The 20,389-nt window shown below is 68.3% G+C and carries 20 protein-coding genes; 8 read left to right on the top strand and 12 right to left on the bottom strand.

Going from position 1 to position 20,389, the window contains the following annotated elements:
* Positions 1-64: 64 nt before the first annotated feature.
* A complete protein-coding gene (locus ACSYHF_RS19455; protein ID WP_447575950.1) occupies positions 65-556 on the bottom strand; it encodes a hypothetical protein in 492 nt (163 codons plus the stop codon).
* Between the two features lie 160 nt (positions 557-716).
* Between ACSYHF_RS19455 and ACSYHF_RS19450 the strand changes: the two genes are divergently transcribed.
* On the top strand, positions 717-1,679 hold the full coding sequence (locus ACSYHF_RS19450; protein WP_447575949.1) for a pyridoxal-phosphate dependent enzyme: 963 nt from the start codon (positions 717-719) through the stop codon (positions 1,677-1,679).
* Positions 1,664-2,308: a YdcF family protein gene (locus ACSYHF_RS19445; protein WP_374083052.1), complete on the top strand. Its 645-nt coding sequence runs from the start codon at positions 1,664-1,666 to the stop codon at positions 2,306-2,308. The genes ACSYHF_RS19450 and ACSYHF_RS19445 overlap by 16 nt, the downstream gene beginning before the upstream one ends.
* Before the next feature lie 222 nt (positions 2,309-2,530).
* Here ACSYHF_RS19445 and bioC read toward each other — a convergent pair whose 3' ends face one another.
* From bioC to bioB, 5 genes are all read right to left on the bottom strand, one after another.
* The gene (gene bioC / locus ACSYHF_RS19440) at positions 2,531-3,415 is read right to left on the bottom strand and encodes a malonyl-ACP O-methyltransferase BioC (protein WP_005420131.1); all 885 of its coding nucleotides are present in this window, start codon (positions 3,413-3,415) and stop codon (positions 2,531-2,533) included.
* Positions 3,416-3,427: 12 nt separating this feature from the next.
* A complete protein-coding gene (locus ACSYHF_RS19435) occupies positions 3,428-4,207 on the bottom strand; it encodes an SDR family oxidoreductase (protein WP_111129522.1) in 780 nt (259 codons plus the stop codon).
* Between the two features lie 29 nt (positions 4,208-4,236).
* A complete protein-coding gene (gene bioH / locus ACSYHF_RS19430) occupies positions 4,237-5,016 on the bottom strand; it encodes a pimeloyl-ACP methyl ester esterase BioH (protein WP_111129520.1) in 780 nt (259 codons plus the stop codon).
* A gap of 18 nt (positions 5,017-5,034) precedes the next feature.
* Complete coding sequence (bioF, locus tag ACSYHF_RS19425) at positions 5,035-6,258, bottom strand: 8-amino-7-oxononanoate synthase (protein ID WP_447575948.1); 1,224 nt, start codon at positions 6,256-6,258, stop codon at positions 5,035-5,037.
* Positions 6,259-6,325: 67 nt separating this feature from the next.
* Positions 6,326-7,369 (bottom strand): biotin synthase BioB, encoded by a 1,044-nt coding sequence (gene bioB / locus ACSYHF_RS19420; protein WP_005420125.1) that lies wholly within the window; start codon positions 7,367-7,369, stop codon positions 6,326-6,328.
* A 159-nt stretch (positions 7,370-7,528) separates the two neighbouring features.
* Here bioB and ACSYHF_RS19415 point away from each other — a divergent pair, with 159 nt between their 5' ends.
* The 6 genes from ACSYHF_RS19415 to ACSYHF_RS19390 all read left to right on the top strand — a co-directional run bounded on the left by ACSYHF_RS19415 (position 7,529) and on the right by ACSYHF_RS19390 (position 12,702).
* On the top strand, positions 7,529-7,837 hold the full coding sequence (locus tag ACSYHF_RS19415; RefSeq protein ID WP_005420123.1) for a hypothetical protein: 309 nt from the start codon (positions 7,529-7,531) through the stop codon (positions 7,835-7,837).
* 368 nt (positions 7,838-8,205) lie between these two features.
* Positions 8,206-9,531, top strand: a complete 1,326-nt coding sequence (locus ACSYHF_RS19410) for a chloride channel protein (protein WP_329845927.1) — start codon at positions 8,206-8,208, stop codon at positions 9,529-9,531.
* A 145-nt stretch (positions 9,532-9,676) separates the two neighbouring features.
* Positions 9,677-10,846: an L-dopachrome tautomerase-related protein gene (locus tag ACSYHF_RS19405; protein ID WP_329845926.1), complete on the top strand. Its 1,170-nt coding sequence runs from the start codon at positions 9,677-9,679 to the stop codon at positions 10,844-10,846.
* An 89-nt stretch (positions 10,847-10,935) separates the two neighbouring features.
* On the top strand, positions 10,936-11,625 hold the full coding sequence (locus tag ACSYHF_RS19400; RefSeq protein WP_329845925.1) for a ComF family protein: 690 nt from the start codon (positions 10,936-10,938) through the stop codon (positions 11,623-11,625).
* Between the two features lie 58 nt (positions 11,626-11,683).
* Positions 11,684-12,235, top strand: coding sequence for an HdeD family acid-resistance protein (locus ACSYHF_RS19395; protein ID WP_329845924.1), 552 nt, complete (start codon positions 11,684-11,686; stop codon positions 12,233-12,235).
* A 38-nt stretch (positions 12,236-12,273) separates the two neighbouring features.
* Positions 12,274-12,702, top strand: a complete 429-nt coding sequence (locus ACSYHF_RS19390; RefSeq protein WP_138953555.1) for a SecDF P1 head subdomain-containing protein — start codon at positions 12,274-12,276, stop codon at positions 12,700-12,702.
* 50 nt (positions 12,703-12,752) lie between these two features.
* On the opposite strand, the gene ACSYHF_RS19385 is transcribed toward ACSYHF_RS19390, so the two are convergent.
* The 6 genes from ACSYHF_RS19385 to ACSYHF_RS19360 form a co-directional block, all read right to left on the bottom strand.
* On the bottom strand, positions 12,753-14,531 hold the full coding sequence (locus tag ACSYHF_RS19385) for an MFS transporter (RefSeq protein ID WP_329845923.1): 1,779 nt from the start codon (positions 14,529-14,531) through the stop codon (positions 12,753-12,755).
* Positions 14,532-14,723: 192 nt separating this feature from the next.
* Entirely contained in the window at positions 14,724-15,839 is a 1,116-nt protein-coding gene (gene nagA / locus ACSYHF_RS19380; protein ID WP_095378214.1) for an N-acetylglucosamine-6-phosphate deacetylase, read from the bottom strand.
* Positions 15,836-16,612, bottom strand: coding sequence for a DeoR family transcriptional regulator (locus ACSYHF_RS19375; protein ID WP_005420109.1), 777 nt, complete (start codon positions 16,610-16,612; stop codon positions 15,836-15,838). The genes nagA and ACSYHF_RS19375 overlap by 4 nt, the downstream gene beginning before the upstream one ends.
* Positions 16,613-16,645: 33 nt before the next feature.
* Positions 16,646-17,980, bottom strand: a complete 1,335-nt coding sequence (locus tag ACSYHF_RS19370; RefSeq protein ID WP_329845922.1) for a D-tagatose-bisphosphate aldolase, class II, non-catalytic subunit — start codon at positions 17,978-17,980, stop codon at positions 16,646-16,648.
* 16 nt (positions 17,981-17,996) lie between these two features.
* Complete coding sequence (locus ACSYHF_RS19365; RefSeq protein WP_061479038.1) at positions 17,997-18,935, bottom strand: ROK family protein; 939 nt, start codon at positions 18,933-18,935, stop codon at positions 17,997-17,999.
* Complete coding sequence (locus ACSYHF_RS19360; protein WP_329845921.1) at positions 18,928-20,082, bottom strand: SIS domain-containing protein; 1,155 nt, start codon at positions 20,080-20,082, stop codon at positions 18,928-18,930. The genes ACSYHF_RS19365 and ACSYHF_RS19360 overlap by 8 nt, the downstream gene beginning before the upstream one ends.
* Positions 20,083-20,389 lie beyond the last annotated feature (307 nt).

Raw genomic sequence — 20,389 nt, 5'->3', positions numbered from 1 at the left:
TTGTGACGCGGACCGTCACTGGCCCCGTAGAGTGCGGCTTGGACCGTGTGAAATGCAAGACGGTTCAGCGCTCAACTGTGCGCTGCGTCCCACGATCCATGTTGCGCCAGGGGGAACCGTTCATTCTTGGCGCACTCGGCGCCGGAGCCGGACGGGCCGGCGGCGGAGGCGCAGAGGGCTGGATGTTCGATTGCGGCGGCCGGCGCATCGAGTCCATGTTCCGCCACGGCGAACCGCCGTTGTACGACGGCCGCGACGGCGGTGGCGGGCGGTTCTCGCCGCCGTTGCCGGGTGGGCGCGGTGGCGGGCGGTGGTTGTGCGGCGGGCGGTAGATCGGGCGCGAGTAATACGGATTGCCATAGCCGCCGTAGTAGCCGCCATAGCCGCCGTAGTACGGGTAGCCGTAGCTGTAGGGATAGCCGGCGGGGTAGCGGTACTCCACCGACGGCGCACCGTGGTAGTAGCTGCCGCTGCGGCCACCGCCGACATAGTCGTAGGTGGTGCAGCCGGTCAGGGCCAGCATCAGGCCACCGGCAAGCATCAGGCGCGTTTTCATGGTGGGTCCCCCCAGAGGACGGGTTGTACAGTGAGCTTCATGCGCAGGCGTTGAATCGGCCCTTAACTTCACTGTCCAGGATGAATGGAGGTGAAGGCTGCCATGCTTGCATGACCTGTGCCGGGGTCGCCAGCAGGGAGCCATACGTTAATCTTGCGTCATGAGCGATTCACTGTTGCCCCGTGCCGATGATGTCCTGGCTGCCGCTGCGCGGATCGCGCCGCACGCCAGCGTGACCCCGGTGCTGCGCTCGCGCACGCTCGATGCGCTGGCCGGCGCGCAGCTGGCGTTCAAGGCCGAGCATCTGCAGCGCGGCGGCGCATTCAAGTTCCGCGGCGCGTGCAATGCGGTGTGGTCGCTGGATGCCGATCGCGCCAGCGCCGGCGTGGTCACCCATTCCTCCGGCAACCACGGCGCCGCCCTGGCCCTGGCCGCGCGCACCCGTGGCATTCCCTGCCACGTGGTGGTGCCCGAAGGTGCAGTGGCGGCCAAGCTGGCCAACATCGCCCGCCATGGCGCCACGCTCTGGCGCTGCCCGCCGACCGTCGCTGACCGAGAGGCCACCTGCGCCAAAGTACAGGCTGATACCGGCGCGACCCTGGTCCATCCCTATGCGGACCCGGCGGTGATGGCCGGGCAGGGCACCGCAGCACTGGAGCTGCTGCACAGCGACGGCCCGTTCGACGTGCTGGTGGTGCCGGTGGGCGGCGGTGGCCTGGCCAGCGGTACCGCGCGGGCCCTGCAGCTCGCCAGCCCGCAGACCCGGCTGGTGCTGGCCGAGCCGGCCGGCGCGGACGACACCGCTCGCTCGTTGGCCGCTGGCGAGCGCCAGGGGCCGTTCACCCCGGACACGATCTGCGACGGTCTGCGCACCCTGATCGGCGCGCCCAACTTCGAGCTGCTGCGCGCGGCCAACGCCGAGGTGATCGTGGTCGATGACGCGGCGACGATGGCGGCGATGCGCTTGCTGTGGGAGGTCCTCAAGCAGGTGGTCGAGCCGTCATCGGCGACCGTGCTCGCCGCGGTGCTGGCGCAGCCTCAGCGTTTTGCCGGCCTGCGCGTGGGCCTGGTGCTGTCCGGCGGCAACGTCGACCTGCCCGCACTGCGCTGGGGCGCGCCGTGAGCCGCGACCGGCACCGGCATCGCACTGGCCTGCTGGGCTGGCTGTGGCGGTTGTTTGTCCTGCTGGTGATCTGGCTGCTGGGCGTGACTGCCTGGATCGTCTGGGTCGGCGAGCGTGACCAGGCGGCCAAGGCCGACGCCATCATCGTGCTCGGTGCGGCGGCCTATGACGCCAAGCCGTCGCCGGTATTCGAAGAACGCATCCGTCATGGGCTGGATCTCTATGAGGCCCAGTTCGCGCCGCTGCTGATCTTCACCGGCGGCTATGGTGGTACCGGCGCGCGCTTTTCCGAGTCACAGGTGGCGCGGCGCTATGCGCTCAAGCACGGCGTGCCGGACGATGCGATCCTGATCGAGACTGCCTCGCGCAACACCGTGCAGAACCTGGTGGAAGCCAAGCGGCTGATGGACCAGCGCAACCTGCACCGGGTGATCATCGTCAGCGATCCGCTGCACATGGCGCGCGCGCTGCGCCTGAGCAGGGCGCTGGGCATCGATGCACTGGCCTCGTCCACGCCCAGCACGCGCTTCCGCAGCTTCCACACCAGCTGGCGCTTCCTGGTGCAGGAAATCTATTTCTTCCACCGCGACCTGGTGCGGCCGCCGCTGAGTTCGCCGGCCAACACCTGAGGCGGAAACCTGATTTGGGCGGGTGCCATGCGGTAGTGCCGGCTGCTGGCCGGCAGACGCCCACCATGGAATCGTGAGGTTGCCGGCACTGTGCCGACCAAGGTCGGCACCCACCAGAGCGATTCGCGTATGGCGTCGCATTTGGTAGTGCCGGCCGCTGGCCGGCAGATGCCCACCATGGAATCGTGAGGTTGCCGGCCAGCGGCCGGCACTACCAGACGATCAGGTCTGCTTGCGCCGGATCGGAATCGCCGAAACCGGCACTGAGGCCACGTCATGCCCGCCTTCGCGGATCGGTGCGCCCGGGTCCGGTGCCCAGGCATGGGCATAGATCACTTCCCAGCTGCTGGGCAGCTTGCCGTCGGCGCGCCGCATCGGTTCATACGCCGCTGCCGCCGCAGCGAAACGGCCACGCCCGGTCAGCGTGTGGCGGCGATCCACCCGCGCATTGGTCGCGCCCATCGCGCGCAGCTCGCGCATCAACGAGGGCAGGTCGTCGTAGGTCAGGGTGAACAGATCGCGGTCCAGCACCGGGTCGCGGAAGCCGGCCATCATCAGCGCATCGCCGAACTGGGCGATCTGCGCGAAGCGGCTCACGTGCGGGCGGTCATCGGCGGCCGCGAAGGCCTCGTTGAGTTCGATCAGGGTTTCCGGGCCGAAGGTGGAACACAGCAGCAGGCCACCGGGCTTGAGCACGCGACGGAAGCCTGCGAACACCGCCGGCAGGTCGTCCACCCACTGCAGGCACAGGTTGCTGAAGATCACGTCCACGCTGTTGTCGGCCAGCGGCAGCGCGGCGGCGTCGCCGCACAGGCGTTGGAACGGCTTCCACCAGCCGGCCTGGCGCTTGGCCTGGTCCAGCATCGGCAGTGCCACATCCAGCGCGATCACCTGCGCCTTCGGCCAACGCTTCTTCATCAACGCGCTGGCGTGGCCGGTACCCGCGCCGATGTCCAGCACCACCTCGGGCTTGCGTGCCTCCAGGTAGTCCAACGATTCGATCAGCCGCGACTGCACCTCGCGCTGCAGGGCGGCGGCAGCGTCGTAACTGGTGGCGGCACGCGCGAATGCGCGGCGGACATGGCGGGCATCGAAGTGGGACGGCATTGCGAAAGTCTCTTAGAACGTACCGGGGTATGCGCCGCCGTCGATCAGCAGGTTCTGCCCGGTGAGGTAACCGGTGTGTGCGCTGCACAGGAAGGCGCAGGCGGCGCCGAACTCGTCCGCTGTGCCGAAGCGGCCAGCGGGAATCTGCTGGCGGCGGCGTTCGGCCACTTCGCCGGCATCGCCGTCCTTGCCCGCAGTGTGGGCGAAGTTGGCGCGCAGGCGGTCGGTGTCGAACTGGCCGGGCAGCAGGTTGTTGATCGTGACGTTGTGCGCGACGGTGCGGCGCGACAGGCCGGCGACGAAACCGGTCAGGCCGCTGCGTGCACCGTTGGACAGCGCCAGGATGTCGATCGGCGCTTTCACCGCCGACGAGGTGATGTTGACGATGCGGCCGAAGCCACGCGCAATCATCGCGTCCACGGTGGCGCGGATCAGCGCGATCGGCGCCAGCATGTTGGCGTCGAGCGCGGCGATCCAGTCGTCGCGCTCGAAAGTGCGGAAGTCGCCTGGCGGCGGGCCACCGGCATTGGTGACCAGGATGTCCACCTGCGGGCACGCGGCCAGCGCCGCGGCACGACCGGCGTCGGTGGTGATGTCGGCGGCGACCGCGCGCACCTCAGCGGCACCGGGCAGTGCACGCAGCTCTTCGGCAGCGACCTGCAGTGCAGCCTCGCCACGGGCCACGATCACCACGTTGACGCCCTCGCGCACCAGCGCACGCGCGCAGCCCAGGCCCAAGCCCTTGCTTGCGCCGCAGACCAGTGCCCAGCGGCCGTTGATACCTAGATCCATGCGTCAATCCCGTGGAATGAGGAAGGCGCTCATTGTCCGCCATCGGCCGGTGACAGGCCGGCAACGAAGTGTTGCAGGGCGCTGGCCACCTCGTCGGCATGGCCGAGGAAGGGCGCGTGGCCGCCATGGGCGATGGTCAGCGCCTGCGCACCCGGGGCCAATGCCGCAGCGGCCTGCATCGCCGCCGGAGACACCAGCCGGTCGCGCTGGCCGGCGATCCACAGGCTGGGTTTACCCAGTGTTGGCAATGCGCCGCGCAGGTCGGTGCTTTCCAGCAGGCGCAGGCCTTCCAGCAGGGCCCGTTCGGTGGGCGCGCCGCGCTCAACCAGGCGTTGGCGCAGCGTGCGCAGCTCCTCGCGGGCGTGCGCCGAGCCCATCACATCCAGCGCCAGGAAGCGTTCCAGGGTGCCACCGAAATCGGTCGCCAGCTCGCGCCCGAACTGCTCGAACACCGCCGGCTCCACCGCATGCGGCCAGTCGTGGCCGCGCACGAAGCGCGGCGTGGCCGCGATCATCGCCAGCCCGCGCACTTTCGGAAGCGTTGCGGTGGCGTGCAGTGCGAACAGGCCGCCCAGTGACCAGCCGCACCACACCGCCGGCGGCGTGGCCGCGGCAATGGCGTTCACCACGAACGGCAGGCGCAACGGCGTGGTGTCTTCGCGGCTGTGGCCATGGCCCGGCAGATCAACCAAATGCAGGGTGAACCGGTCGGCCAGGCGCTGCACCAACGGTGCGAACACACCGCCCTGCAGGGCCCAGCCATGGATCAGTACCAGGTCCGGCCCCTGGCCGGTGACGTCGATATGCATGGGAAAACGACAGCAGGCTCAGGCAAAGACAGGCAATGGCGGTGGCGCGGCGTCACGTACCGCCAGATCCACGCGATCGCGCGCGCTGGCGATCGCGGCCACCAGGCCACGCACCTGTTCCGGCGTGTGCAGGGCGGACAGGGTCACACGCAGGCGCGCCTTGCCTTCGGGCACCGTGGGCGGACGGATCGCGCCGACCAGCCAACCAGCCTGCTCCAGTGCCTTGGACATCGCCACGGCGCGGTGATCGTCACCACACAGCAGCGGCTGGATCGGCGTTTCCGAAGCCATCAGGTCCAGGCCATGGCGGCGTGCCTCGCTGCGGAACAGCGCGATCAGGTCGGTCAGTTTCGAGCGGCGCCAGTTGTCACGGCGTGCCAGGCGCACCGCTTCCAGTGCAGCGGCGGCCAGCGGTGGCGGCATCGCCGTGGTGTAGATGTAGGGGCGTGCGGTTCCAGCCAGGTGCTCGACCAGATCGTCGCGGCCCAGCACCAGCGCGCCGGAACCGCCCAGTGCCTTGCCCAGCGTGACCAGCTGCAGCGGCACATCGTCCACGCCCAGCCCGGCGGCGGCCACGGCACCACGGCCGTCACCGACCACGCCTACGCCGTGCGCATCGTCCACATAGAACAGGGCTTGCTGCAGGCGTGCCACAAGCGACAATGCACGCAGCGGTGCGATGTCGCCATCCATGCTGAAGACACCATCGGTGGCCAGCATCGCCGCGCCGTCGGGCGCGTGCTTGAGCTGGCGCATCGCGCCTTCGGCATCAAGGTGCGGATAACGGCGCAGGCGCGCACCGGCCAGCCGCGTCGCATCCAAGAGGCTGGCGTGGTTGAGCTTGTCCTGCACGCAGACATCACTCTCTTCGCTCAGCAGTGCCTGCTGCACGGCCAGGTTGGCGGCGAAGCCACTACCGAACAGCAGCGCGCGCGGGTAGCCCAGCCACTCCGCCACTTCGCGCTCCAGCGCGTCATGCAGGGCGTGGTGGCCGCAGACCAGATGCGATGCACCGGCGCCGGCGCCTTCGCGTGCAGCGGCATCCTGCAGCGCGTTGACCACGCTGAACTGCTGGGCCAGGCCCAGGTAATCATTGCTGCAGAAGCCGGTCAGCCACTGGCCGTCCACTTCCAGGCGGACGCCATCACGACGGTTGACCGTGCGCCGCGTGCGGCGACGGCCTTGGGCATCGCGCAGGGCGCGCTGGGCGTGGAGGCGGGCGGTCAGGTCGGGGCGGGCCATGGCGGCTGAATGCGGCGACGGGGCGGCTAGGGTAGCGCGTTGCCGCGACGCCTGCTTGTACCCCGTCTCAGGCCGCGTGAGCGCAGCCGCAGCCGGGCGCATCGGCGCTGATGTCGGCGTGCACTGTACCGCCGTGATCGTGGCCCTCGGCATCCACCTGCACCGCCATCGGTTGCAGTCCCAGCCGGGCAAACAGGGCCAGGTCGCGCTCACTCTCCGGGTTGCCGGTGGTCAGCAGCTTGTCGCCGTAGAAGATCGAATTGGCACCGGCCAGGAAGCACAGCGCCTGCAGTTCGTCACTCATGGCTTCGCGCCCGGCCGACAGCCGCACCATCGAGCGCGGCATGGCGATGCGTGCCACCGCGATCATGCGCACGAACTCGAACGGGTCCAGCTCGGCACTGCCATGCAGCGGGGTGCCCGCCACCTGCACCAGCCTGTTGATCGGCACCGAATCGGGATGCGCCGGCAGCGTGGCCAGCGCCAGCAGCAGGCCAACGCGCTGCGCGCGCGTCTCGCCCATGCCGACAATGCCGCCGCAGCAGGTCTTCAGGCCGGCCTCGCGCACGTGCTCCAGCGTGTCCAGGCGGTCCTGGTACTGGCGCGTGTGGATGATCGAATCGTAGTAGTCCGGTGCGGTGTCGAGGTTGTGGTTGTAGTAGTCCAGGCCGGCGTCCTTCAGCGCGCGTGCCTGTTCGCCACTGAGCATGCCCAGCGTGGCGCAGGTCTCCAGGCCCAGCGCCTTCACCCCGGCGATCATCGCCGCTACCTTCGGGATGTCGCGGTCCTTCGGTGATCGCCACGCGGCACCCATGCAGAAACGCGACGCACCGGCGGCCTTGGCCTGGCGGGCCTTGGCCAGCACCGCATCGGTGTCCATCAGCTTCTGCGCGTTCACCCCGGTGCTGTAGCGCTGCGCCTGAGGGCAGTACGCGCAGTCTTCCGGGCAGCCTCCGGTCTTCACCGACAGCAGCGTGGAGACCTGCACCTGCGCCGGGTCGAAGTGCTCACGGTGGACCGCCGCGGCGCGGAACAGCAGCTCGGGCAACGGCAGGTCGAACAGGGCCTGCAGTTCGTCGTGTTGCCAGTCGTGGCGGATGGCAGCAGCCATGGCGGACCTTGGGTACGAGTGGAGCGAGGGCGGCAGTGTGGGTGGGTGGGTGAGTGCTGTCAACCAGATTCTATATAGAAAAGTTTACATTGAGCGGCCGCCATGAATGGGCGCTACGGTGTAAGTTCATTGCTGCATACGGACGCGCGAGTACATGCCATGAACAGCTACCAGTCCTATCCGATCCGCCGCGACGCGGTGCTGTGCAGCCTGGCCGCACTTCCTGACGGCGGCCTGCGCGTGGTGCTGGATGATCTGCGTCAGGCCGATGCGCCGGGGCAGTGGAAGAATCACACCTTCGTAACCTTCAAGGACTACGCGGCGGGGGAGCTCGATCCGGCGATGCTGCCGAAGGAGGAACTTGAAGCATTCGGTCACTATGTCTTGGTTCGCTTGTTGGCGATAAACGGTTGCCTGCGTGATACGGACGAAGGTCCTGACAGCGATGTCCCTCTCACCGACCAGTAGCGGCAAAGCACCGCCGCGCTGACCGATGGAGGCATCGCCCGGATCGATGCGCAACTGCGTTTCCACTGCGATGGACAGTTCCGAACATCGCCTGCATCGTGGGGAACGCGATGTCGCTGGACCCGCAGCGCCACCCCGGCATTGCCGATGTCTTCTACGCCCAGCGTGTGCGCGAACGGGTTGCGCGCGGTGTACTGGAAGCGCGGGGTGAAAAAGCGCCGGTGGCGGGAGCGCCTGCCCGTCTGGCGGTGTGCGCATTGGGCAGGTTGTCGGGACGGCCCGTGTCCAGGCATTTCACCGCATCCTGCAAGGCCTTCGGCCACAGTAGCCGCTGTCCGCTCGCACCCGCCGCATCCAGACTGTCCTGCATGACCGATCTCAATCGCCGCCGCGGCCGCATCACCGCGCTGGTCCTAAGCGAGGCCTGGCGCCGCCGTGCCGCGCTCTGGGGCGGTGCTGTGGCCGTAGCGCTGGTGGCCATCCTGTTTGCCAAGGCCAGCGACGCGGCCTTCCATCTGTTCCAGCGCATCACCGCGCACTCGCCGTGGTGGGCCCTGCTGCTCACGCCCGGCATCTTCGCGTTGCTGGCCTGGCTGACCGCGGGTGCGCTCAAACCCACCCGCGGCAGTGGCATTCCGCAGGTCATTGCCGCACTGGACAGGCCGGACGAGTCCTTCCGCAAGACCAACCTGTCGCCCGCGGTCTCGGCGGGCAAGCTGCTGCTGACCTCGCTGTCCCTGCTCGGTGGCGCGTCCGTTGGTCGCGAGGGCCCGACCGTGCATGTGGGCGCGAGCCTGATGTACCTGTTCGGCCGCTGGTTCGGCTTCAAGGACCCGCGCGAACTCTCGCACTTCCTGCTGGCCGGGGGCGCGGCCGGCATCGCGGCGGCGTTCAACACACCGCTGGCCGGCATCGTCTTCGCCATCGAGGAGCTCAGCGGCCGCTTCGAGCATCGCTTCTCCGGCACCCTGCTGACCGCAGTGATCGTCGGTGGCGTGGTCTCGCTGGGCCTGCTCGGCAACTACACCTACTTCGGCCATGTGAGTGCGCGCCTGCCGCTCGGCCAGGGCTGGCTGGCGATCCTGCTGTGCGGCGCAGTGGCCGGATTGCTGGGCGGATTGTTCGCGCGCGCGGTGTTGGCCAGTGCGGCGGGCCGCCCCCGTTGGCTCGGGCAACTGCGGCAGCGGCATCCCGTGTTGCTGGCCGCAGGCTGCGGGCTGGTGGTGGTGCTGCTGGCCCTGGCGTTCGGAGAAGGCGCATTCGGCACCGGCTACGAACAGGCGCGCAGCCTGGTGCAGGGGCAGGCGATGGTGGGCCACGAGTTCGGTCTGATGAAGCTGCTGGCGAATCTGGCGTCCTACGTGGCGGGCATCCCCGGCGGCCTGTTCTCGCCGGCGCTGGCGGTCGGTGCCGGTCTTGGGCATAACCTGGCGATGTTGATGCCGGGCGTGGATCCGCGTGCGTTCGTGCTGCTGGGCATGTGTGCCTACCTGACCGGCGTCACCCAGGCCCCGCTGACCTCGGCGGTGATCTCGCTGGAGCTGACCGACAGTGGTGATCTGCTCCTGCCGATCCTGGCCACGGTGCTGATCGCGCGCGGCGTGTCCGGGCTGGTGTGCCGCGTGCCGATCTACCGTGGGTTGGCGGAGCTGTTGATGGTGCCGAAAGCAGAGCCAGCTGACAGGCCTCACTGATTGCCTTGATCAACAGGACCAATCATCTCGAATCTTCACTCCTGTAGTGAAGCTGATTCCGCGCTGCACCGTCTACCCGATGCCGCGTGCGCCGCAGAAGATGCGTCCACGCCGGGGCTGCACCCGGACCCGCATCGAGAGCAACATGATCAACTGTCGTATCCGCAGCCTGGCGGCTGCCGTCCTGGCCCTGGCCAGTTCCCCCGCGCTGGCGATGTCCGGCGCGCCCATGCTGCCCAGCGAGCGCAGCATCGGTACCCTCGAACCGGTGGCGCGTTTCGAGGGTGCCATGCCCACCAGCGTGGCGGTATCTGAAACCGGGCGCATCTTCGTCAACTTCCCGCGCTGGGGCGATGACGTGAGCTGCAGCGTGGCCGAATGGCGCGACGGCCGCGCCGTACCCTATCCGGATGCGCGCATCAACAGCGCGGACGGAGCCGACCCGGCTGCACACTTCATCAGCGTGCAGAGCGTGGTGGCCGATGGCCAGGGCCGGCTGTGGGTGTTGGACACTGCAGCGCCCGCATTCTCCGCACCGCAGGCCGGTGGCGCCAAGCTGGTGGCGATCGATCTGGCTACCAATACCGTGGCCAGGACACTGGTGTTCCCGGCCAACGTCATCGACGCGCGCACCTACGTCAACGATGTGCGCTTCGACTTCCGGGTCGGCCGCGAGGGCGTGGCCTACGTGACCGACTCGTCGCTGAGCGGTATCGGCGGCATCATCGTGATCGACCTCGCTACCGGTAGCGCCACCAAGCGCCTGATCGGGCATGTGTCCACGTCAGCCGACCCGACCTTCGTACCGATCGTGGAAGGGCAGCAGATGCGGCTGCGAAACGCGGATGGTTCGACGCAGCCGTTCACCGTGGCCGCCGATGGCATCGCCCTGTCGCCCGATGGCGCCACGCTGTTCTACACGCCCTTGTCCAGCCGTCATCTGTACAGCGTGCCGACCGCGCTGCTGCGCGATCCGAAGGTGAGTGAAGCGGAACTGGCGGCCGCGGTGGTCGACCACGGCGACAAGGGCGCCTCCGATGGCATGGAGATGGACGCCAACGGGCGGTTGTATGCCAGCGACTACGAGCACAACGCGATCCATGCCCGCGACGCGCAGGGGCGATGGACGACCGTGGTTCACGACCCGCGCATCCTGTGGCCGGATACGTTGTCGATGGGGCCGGACGGCTATCTGTACTTCACCGCCAACCAGCTGCACCGCCAAGCCGGATTCAATGGCGGCGTTGATCGGCGGCAGGCGCCGTACATGGTGTACCGCACGCGGGTGGATGCCGCGCCGGCGCCCACGAGATGAAGTGATCCGGTAGAGCGGTGAAAGTTCCTACGGCCCACTGGGAACACAGCCGATGGCATCGCGCCATCGAGGTGCTCACGCTGCAACGTATGCCTGCCTTTACCCCCGCCGCCTGGAGCCTGCAGGCCGTGCTTCGCCTGCTGCTGCCATTGCGCTGCCTGGTCTGTGACGACCCAGGCCATGATGGCCTTGACCTATGCCGCGCCTGCCTCACCGAACTACCCTGGGCCGGCCGCGCCTGCCTGCGTTGCGCGCTGCCGCTGCCGGACGCCGCCCTGATCGTCTGCGGCAGCTGCCGCGAGGAAGCGCCACCGCAGACGGCCACCCATGCCAGCCTGTTGTACCTGCCGCCAGTGGACCAACTGTTGGTGCGCTACAAGTTCCATCAGGACCTGGCGGCTGGCCGCCTGCTGGCGCAGTTGATGCAGCGGGCACCGCCCGCCTGGTCATGCCCACCACTGGCGCCGGTACCCCTGCACCGCCGCCGCCTGCGCCAACGCGGCTACAACCAGGCCGCCGAGCTGTGCCGGCTGCTGCCGTTGCCGGTCTGGCATGGGCTGTACCGGCGGCGGCATACCGCACCGCAGTCCGAACGAACGGCCGAGCAACGCAGGGAAAACCTGTTCGATGCGTTCGATGTCGATGGGCCGGTGCCCACGCGCCTGACCGTGGTCGACGACGTGATGACTACCGGCAGCACGGTGGTGGAAATCGCCGAGACACTGCGCTGCACAGGCGCAGAAGAAGTGCGCGTGTGGGTCTGCGCGCGCGTGCCGTGATCGCTCTCTTCATCGCCGGGGGCTAGGATGAGGCCGGTACTGGACTGAAGGAGTAGCCATGAATTCCCCCTTGTCTCCCTTGTTGTCGGCGGTGGGTCGCAGCTGGTGGATCCTGCTGCTGTATGGGCTGGTTGCGCTGGGCTTCGGCATCATCGCCATCGGCTGGCCGCTGTCCGCCGCCATGGCATTGGCGTGGACGCTGGGCGTGATGGCCATCGTTGAAGGCGTCATCAGCCTGTTCGCACTGGTCAGCGGCGGCAGCGGCGCGTCGCGTGGCTGGCTGGCACTGTATGCCATCGCCTCGATGGGTTTCGGCATCCTGGCGGTCATCAATCCGCTGGCCACGGCCAGCGTGCTGGTGCTGTTCCTGGCGGCGTGGCTGCTGGTGGCAGGCATCTATCGCATCGTATTCGCGATCCGCGTGCGCAAGCAGATCCAGGGTGAGTGGCTGCTGATTCTCAGCGGCGTGCTGGCGGTGGTGCTGGGCCTGCTGTTCGCGGCCAACCCGTACGCGGGCGTGGCGGTGACCACGCTGTGGATCGGCATTGGCAGCCTGCTGTACGGCCTGCTGCAGGTGCTGGTGGCGTTCAAGCTGCGGAAGCTGAAGTGAGAACGGCGCTTGCGTTGTTGCTGGGCGCGGCACTGGCCATGGCCGGATGCACGCCAGGTGCCACGCCCGCGGTGCAGGCGGTCGAGGGACACGTACCGCGCGCGGGTGTGGATGTACGCCTGAGCGCGGTCGATGCGGACGGCAAGGGCAGGCAGGCGCAGTGGCAGGGCGAAACCCTGGCCCTGCACGAGCCACCGATCGCCGGCAGCGCCGACATTGCCGATGTGCGCTACGTGCTGGATCAGGACAAGCAACCTGGCCTGCAGATCCGCTTTCGACACGAAGCGCACCAGCGCATCCACGATGGCACCGAAGCACTGGTGGGCCAGCGAGCGGCGATCAGCGTGGATGGCCGCGTGTTGATGGTGGCGACGGTGCAGGGCCCGTTCGGGGAGTCGATGATGCTGAGCGGGCTGCCGAGCATCGCCGAGGCGCAGGCGTTGGCGAAGCACATCACCGGTCAGTGACGGGCGCGCCAACATCCCCGCGCTACGCGGAGGTCGACCAAGGTCGACCGCTACCGTGCGAACCGTGCCTCGATCTCCTCCAGTGACTTGCCCTTGGTCTCCGGCAGCCAGAATGCGGCTACCAGGAAAAATACGAAGGTGCAGGCCGCCCAGAACACGAACATGCTGGCGTAGCCGTAGTGGCCCACCGTGGGCAGGAAGATGGCGGCGATGGTGGTCGACACGAACTGGTTGATCAGCAGTGCGATGCTCATGCCGTTGGAGCGGATGCGGTTCGGCATCAGTTCCGACAGTGCCAGCCACACGCACACGCCGGGGCCGACCGCGAAGAACGCGACGAATACCAGGATGCAGGCGGCCACCGACCAGCCATGTGCAGGCGGCGGCACCGGGCCGATGCGGGCCTGTTCGACGCGCAGCGGCGCCTGCGCGGCACTGGCGGGGTCGGCGAACGGGTTCAGATGCAACTTGCGGAAGAATGCGCCGATCACGCTGTCTGGCTGTACGGTGCCGGTGCGGTCGATACGCAGTTCGCGATCAATCAGGTTGTCGCTGCGCACGGCGCGCACATTGGTGAAGTCGCCGTAGGCGTACGACACGGTCAGCTGCAGCGGCCGGCCCTCGCTGTCGATGCCAGCACCGAGGCGCTGCCACTGGGCTTCATCCAGCACCAGCTGCAGGCCATCGCCGTTGACCGCCGCCTGCAACTGCGGCTGCACATCAGCGCGACCGCGCTCGGCCTGGAAGAACAGCGTGGCCGCTGCCAGCAGGGCCACGCAGATACCACCGCTGCCGAGCATCAGCAGGAACTTGCGGCCCTTGCGGTCGACCAGCAGCAACGCGACCACGGTCATCACCGCATTGAGCAGCTTGATCGCCACGTCGGCGCCGTTGGCCACTGAACCGGACAGGCCGGCCTGGTTGAGGATGTTCACCGCGTAGGCCAGCACCGAGTTGATGCCGGTGGCCTGGGTGCAGGCCAGCACCACGCAGGCGAGCAGGAACGGCACCACGTAGCGGCGGCTGAGCAGCGGGTCGCGCTTGCTGTCGCTGCTGCTCGATTCCGGCGCCTGGATCTGCGCAAGGGTGGGCTCCACATCGGCAGCGGGCAGTACGCGCTGCAGGCTGCGGCGGGCTTCATCGATGCGGCCCCGGCGCACCAGCCAGCGTGGTGATTCGGACAGCCAGAAGATGCCGGCGCAGAACAGCAGGCCCGGCGCCAGGCAGGTCCAGAAGATGGTGCGCCAGGCGTGGTCCTTCACCGTGAACAGCTCCTGCGCCTGCTGTGCCAGCGGCAGCGAGCGCACGGTCTCGGCGGCGGCATCCACCGCATGTGCGTGGTACAGCCCGATCAGCGCGGCCAGCACCAGGCCGATGGTCAGCAGCAGCTGGAACATCGCCGCGCCGCGCCCGCGTCGCTCGGGGCTGAGCACTTCAGCCAGGTACAGCGGAATCACTACACCGATCAAACCGCCACTGATGCCCTGCAGCAGGCGGCCCAGCAGCAGCGGCGTGTAACCGGAGGCCAGTGCCATGATCGGAATCGAGGCGGTGAACAGCAGGCCGGCCAGCAGCATCGCGCCGCGGCGGCCGATCAGGTCGGCGATCATGCCGGCGAACAGCGAGGACAGCACGCTGCCCAGCAGTACCGCGGCCACCACGAAGCCGAGCTGCTGGCTGCTGAGCTGCCAGGCGTGGCTGGCGGTGGCTTCAAGATAGGGCAAGGCGCCGGCGATGATGCCGATGTCGATGCCGTACAGCAGTCCACCGAGGCCGCCGATGAAGAGCAGGTAACGTACGGGCCAGCGCGGAGCGGTGCTTGCAGTCATCGGCAGTTCCTGTGGTAGCGCCGGGCCAGGCCAGGCGGCGGTTCGTCGCAGAGTGCATTCTGTAGAGCCGAGCCATGCTCGGCTGCTTTCCGTTCCGATATCGAGGTTCCCCATGCCGCGCTTCGTGCGGTGAGCCGAGCATGGCTCGGCTCTACAGGGAGCCCGCGCGGCATCCGGGCCGCATCGCTTGCGTCAGGTCAGATCGATCACGCGCCCACCAATGACCACCTGCCGCAGGCGCAGTTCGGTGTCCAGTACCACCAGGTCGGCGCGGGCGTCGGGCGCAATGCGGCCGCGATCGCCCAGGCCCAGATAGTCGGCCGGGAAGGTGGAAACACGTTGCGAGGCGTCGGCCAGCTCCAGGCCGACGCGCACCAGGTTGCGCAGCGCCTGGTCCATGGTCAGCGCGCTGCCGGCCAGTGAACCGGTCGCCAGGCGCACGCAGCCGCCGCACTTGTGCACGCGCTGCTCGCCCAGCGCGTACTCGCCGTCGGGCATGCCGGTGGCGGCCGTCGCGTCGGTCACCGCATACAGGCGCGGGATCGCGCGCGCGGCCAGGCGGATCACGCCGGGATGGATGTGCTGCAGGTCGGGAATGATCTCGGCGTACTGTGCATGCGCCAGCGCCGCTGCGGCGATGCCGGGTCGGTAATGGTCGACACCGGTCATGCCATTGAACAGATGGGTGAAGCCGGAGGCGCCGGCCTGCAGCGCGGCTACGCCTTCCTCGTAGGTGCCGGCGCTGTGGCCGAGCTGCACGCGGATGCCCATCGCCGAAAGCGCGGGAATCAGTGCGGTGTGATCGCCGATTTCCGGTGCCAGCGTCATCACCCGGATCGGCGCCAGTGCGTGCAGTTGCTGCACCAGCGCCAGCGTCGCCTCGATCGTACGGTTGGGCTGTGCACCGAGCCGCTGCGGGCTGATGAACGGTCCTTCCAGATGCACGCCGACGATGCTGGCGGCGTCGGCATCGGGCGCCGCCATCGTCGCAGCCACGCCCTGCAGCGCGTGCTCGATCTCATCCAGGCCGGCGGTCATGGTGGTTGCCAGCAGCGTGGTGGTACCGAAGCGCAGATGGGTGCGCGCGATGGTGCGCGCCACGTCGCCGCCCTGCATCAGGTCCACCCCGGCCGCGCCGTGCACATGCAGGTCGATGAAGCCGGGCAGGATGACCGGCAGCTGCAGGTCGTCAGCACCACTGTGGTCATCCACCTGCAGCTGGCGCACGTGTGAATCGAAGTGTACCTGGCCACGCCGCCAGCCCAGCGGGGTGAGGATGCGGCCATGCAGGGAACGGATGTCGGTCATGCGGGAGGCTCGGCAATGATCACTTCGATACCCAGCCGCTGCAGCCCTTCGCGGGTTGCCTCGTCGATGCCGGCGTCGGTGATGATGGCGTGGATCTGGTCGAGGCGGGCGATGCGGTGCAGGCTGACACGGCCGAACTTGGAGGCGTCGGTCAGCACCACGATGCGGCGCGCGCGCTCGACCATGCGGTGGTTGAGGCGGGCTTCGGCCTCGTCGTGGGTGGTCAGGCCGAACTGCAGGTCCAGGCCATCCACGCCAAGGAACAGGGTGTCGAAGCTGTACGAGTTGAGGCTGGCCTCGGCCTGGCTGCCCTGCAGCGACAGCGACTGCTGGCGCAGCAGGCCACCGGTCAGCAGCACGGTGATGCCTGCGGCATTGGCCAGTTCCCAGGCGATGTTCAGGCCATTGGTCATCACCGTCACGTCGCGATGCGCGCGCAGGTGGCGGGCCAGCGTCATCGTGGTCGAGCCGGAATCGATGATGATGTTGTCGCCCGGCTGCACCAGGCGCGCAGCGCGCGCACCGATCGATTCCTTCAACGGCAGGTTCAGCGCGTCCTTCTCATGGATGTCCTGTTCCTGCGGCGGCGTGCGCACCAGGGTGGCGCCGCCGTGGGTGCGGTTGGCCAGCCCCTGCGACTCGAAGTGGGTCAGGTCGGCACGGATGGTCACCGCCGACACGCCGAAACGCTCGACCAGATCGGCCACCTGCACCGAGCCGTGCTCGATCAGCAGCTGCAGGATCTGTTGCCGGCGGGAGCGGGTGTTGCGCATGGCCATTCTCGGTTTCGCGGGGAAAGGTAGAGATTAGCCGTTCGCAGCAACTGCGGCAGCCGAACCTGCGTTCTGCGTGCGGGTTCCGGCCTGGTTGGCGCTGCAGGCGCGCGCGTACTCGCCCAGGCACAGGCCGATGCGGTGCTGCACCAGCGCGGTGGGGGTGTTGGCCAGCGTGCCCTCACGCACGGCGCGGTACTGCTCCGGCAGGTACTGGCTGAGCAGCACCAGTGGCGGCGCGTGCTGTTCCAGGTTGGCGAACAGGGTCTGCACCGCCTGCACCAGCGCGGGCTCGCCCCAGTAGTAACGGCAGCGGTCGCTGAAGGAGTAGCTGCGCAGCAGGCGCAGCGCGGCGTCATCGCCCTGGTAGTAGGACTGCCAGTACTTCGGCTGCGCCACCATCACCTCGTCCAGCACCTGCGGCAGGCGCGAGCACTGTGCCGCCGGCAGCAGTTCGGCCTCGATCGCGGCCAGCGCGAACAGCGCTTCGCGGTAGGCGAAGGTGGCCGCGGGCCCGACCTTGAGGATGGCGAAGTGGTCGCGCACCAGCGCGTGCAGGCCGCTCTCGCGCTGGTAGTCGGTGGAGTGCGCTTCGAACACGATGCGTGGCTGCTGTTCGAGGAAATCGGCCAGCGTACTGGCAGCCGCGGCGTCGTACTCGTGCACGCTGCTGTGGTCGAAGTCCACGCCCGGCTGCACCACCATCGCGATCACACGCTGCCACGCATCGCGCAGCTGCGAGGTATCGAAGGCCTGCCGGTGGATGGCCAGGGTCTGCGCGGCGGCGGCCGGCGTGGTCACCTGCAGGCCCTCGGCCAGCGAGGCTTCGCCTCCGGGAATCGGCACTTCGGTACCGATCACGTAGACCGGCGGCGGCAGGCCATGTTCGGCGGCGGTGCGCTCGGCGATTTCGGCCAGCTCGGCCGAGCGCGCGGCGACGATGGCATCGGGCAGCGGCACCGGATCATCGGCGCAGGACATGCTGCAATCCAGATGGATCTTGTGGAAACCGGCGGCGACGTAGGCCTCGATCAGCACGCGCGCGTGGGTCATCGCTTCGGCCGCCGGGCGCTTCTGCCAGGCATTCGGGCCGAGGTGGTCGCCGCCCAGGACCAGCCGCTCGCGCGGGAAGCCTTCTTCATCGGCCAGCGTACCCACGTAGTCGCGGTACTGCGGCGGGGTCATGCCGGTGTAGCCGCCGAACTGGTCGACCTGGTTGGAGGTGGCCTCGATCAGCAGCACGGTGCCATGCGCCAGGGCGACGTGCATGGCCGCGCGCAGCACCTGCTCGTTGCTGCAGCAGACGCTGTACAGGCCGACGTTGGCGCCGGCGCGGTGGGAAGCAAGCAGGGTCTGCAACGGGGACATGGTCAGGCTCCGGAGATCAGGAAAACGAGGGTTGGCAGGCGAGCAGGGCAGCGCCACGCGCGCCACCGGCATCGCCGAACCGTGGCGGCACGATCGGCGGGACCTGCACGCCATTGAACAGATGGGTGGCGATGGCGGCCGGCAGCTGCTGGTACAGCGGCGCGTACTGCGAGAGTCCGCCGCCGAGCACGATCACGTGCGGGTCCAGCGCCAGCACCAGCGCGGCCAGGCTGTGGCCGAGCAGATCACGATGGATGTCCAGCGCCTTGCGCGCGCGGGCATCGCCGGCTTCGGCCAGCGTGATCACCGCACTGGCATCGACGGCGCTGCCTCCAAGGTGGCGTTCGATCATGGCCAATCCGCTGCCGGACACATAGCGCTCCACGCAGCCCTGCAGGCCGCAGCCGCAGTCCAGCAGCGGCAGGCCATGGCGCTGCAGCAGATGGCCGGGCACGCTCCAGTGGCCCCATTCGCCGGCCAGACCGTTGAAGCCGGACAGCAGCCGGCCCTGCAGGCAGAAGCCACCGCCGGCACCGGTGCCGAGGATGGCGCCGAACATGCTGGGGTAGCCGTCGGCGGCGCCGCCGTGCGCTTCCGACAGGGCAAAGCACTGCAGATCGTTGCCGAAATGCAGCGAGCGTTGCAGCCGCGCCTGCAGATCCTGCGCCACGCATTGACCGGTCAGTGCGGGCACGTTCGCGCTGAGCTGGCGGCCACTGCGGCGGTCACGCACGCCGGGCAGGGCAATGCCGATGGCCGCATCATTCCGGCCCAGCGCGGCGTCGGCCTCGGCCACCAGCGTCACCACGGCCTGCAGGAAACCATCGTAGTCGCCCTGCGGCGTGGCCACGCGGCGGCGCCAGGTGACCTGCATCGCCGCATCGCACGCCACCAGCTCGATCTTGGTGCCGCCGATGTCGATGCCATAGCAGGCGTGGGCGATCAGCTCAGCCATGGTGGATGGTGACGCCCTTGACGACGCGGTTGACGGTGCCGTCCGGGAACGGGTTGTCCGGGGTCAGTCCCAGCGCGGCCGAGCGCTGCAGCGCGAACAGCTGCGCGAAGCCCAGCCACACCGGTGCCAGCCACGGATCGTCCAGCGCCGGTACGGTGAGGGTGTAATCGTCATCGGCGCCGATGTCCGAATGTGGACCGATCGCCAGCACCTGCCCGGCCACGCCATCGCGGCGCAGTTCTTCCAGCAGGTCCTGCTCGTAGCGGCGCGCGAGCGGCTGCACGCTGCGCAGCACTACCACCACGGTGTTGCCATCCAGCGTCGACTTGGGGCCATGGCGGAAGCCCAGCGGCGTGTTGGCCAGCGCCAGAACGCGGCCAGCGGTCAGCTCCAGCACCTTCAGTGCACACTCGCGGGCCAGCGCTTCCAGCGGCCCGCTGCCAAGGTAGATCACGCGGTTGAACGGGCGCTGCGCAAGCGTTGCCACTGGTGCGTCCCACTGCGCCTGCCCTTCGCGGGCCAGCGCGGCGATCTGCTTCAGGCGCGCCACGCGCGCATCCCACGGCGAGCGATCGAACACCGTCAGTGCCGCCAGCAGCATGCAGGTCAGGCTGCTGGTCATGGCGAAGGCACGATCGCAGCTTGCCGAGGGCATCAGCACGGTGCAGGTATCGGCACGGCCGGCGCCACGGCGGGCCAGTTCGCCATCGGCGTTGCAGGTGATATCGAGGAAGCGCGCGTCGTCCACGTCGCTGCGCACGCGCTCCACCGCTGCCACGCTTTCCGGGCTGGAGCCACTGCGGCCGAACGACACCAGCAGGGTCGGTCGGTCACGCTGCAGGTACAGCGCCGGGTGGGTCAGCAGGCTGGTGGTGTGCACCACGCGCACATCGGCTGGCCACTGCGCGTTGATCGCGTCGGCCACCATTTCGGCGATGAAGCCCGAACTGCCGGCGCCGGTGAACAGCACGCGCTGGTTGGGATCGTTGAGGCTGTTGCCAAGAAAGGCCTGCAGGCGGTCGCGGGCACGCGACAGGTCCTGGGCGAGGGCTTCCCACAGCGCGGGCTGCTGGGCGATTTCGGTAGCGGTATCGGCTCCGCCCAGGCGCTGCCAGGCGGACACATCGGAAAGCAGGGTGACGTCCATTCGGAGGTTCCAGTTGGGCCAGCGCACCATCTGCGTTTTCTTTCGAAATGTCAAATAGCGAAAGTAAAAAGAAAGAAAATGGCGTGGTGGCTTTTCCCGCCAGGGAGTGCTCGGGGAAGCGAAAGAACGGGCCGGATGCCGTATCGCACAATGCTTAACAGGCACCTGCAAGCGCTTACACAAAGTATTGCGACGCAACAACTTTCGTTTCAATGGAATATATCTTCCTTTTTCCTTTCAATTTGTTGACATCTTTCGAATCGCTGCCCTAGAGTCGGCCCAGTCGCTTTCGAAACGCCCGGTGAAC

This window comes from Stenotrophomonas maltophilia group sp. P373, from assembly GCF_053295075.1.
Note: the sequence above shows the minus strand (reverse complement) of the source record. Positions and strands in the feature narration are given on the sequence as shown.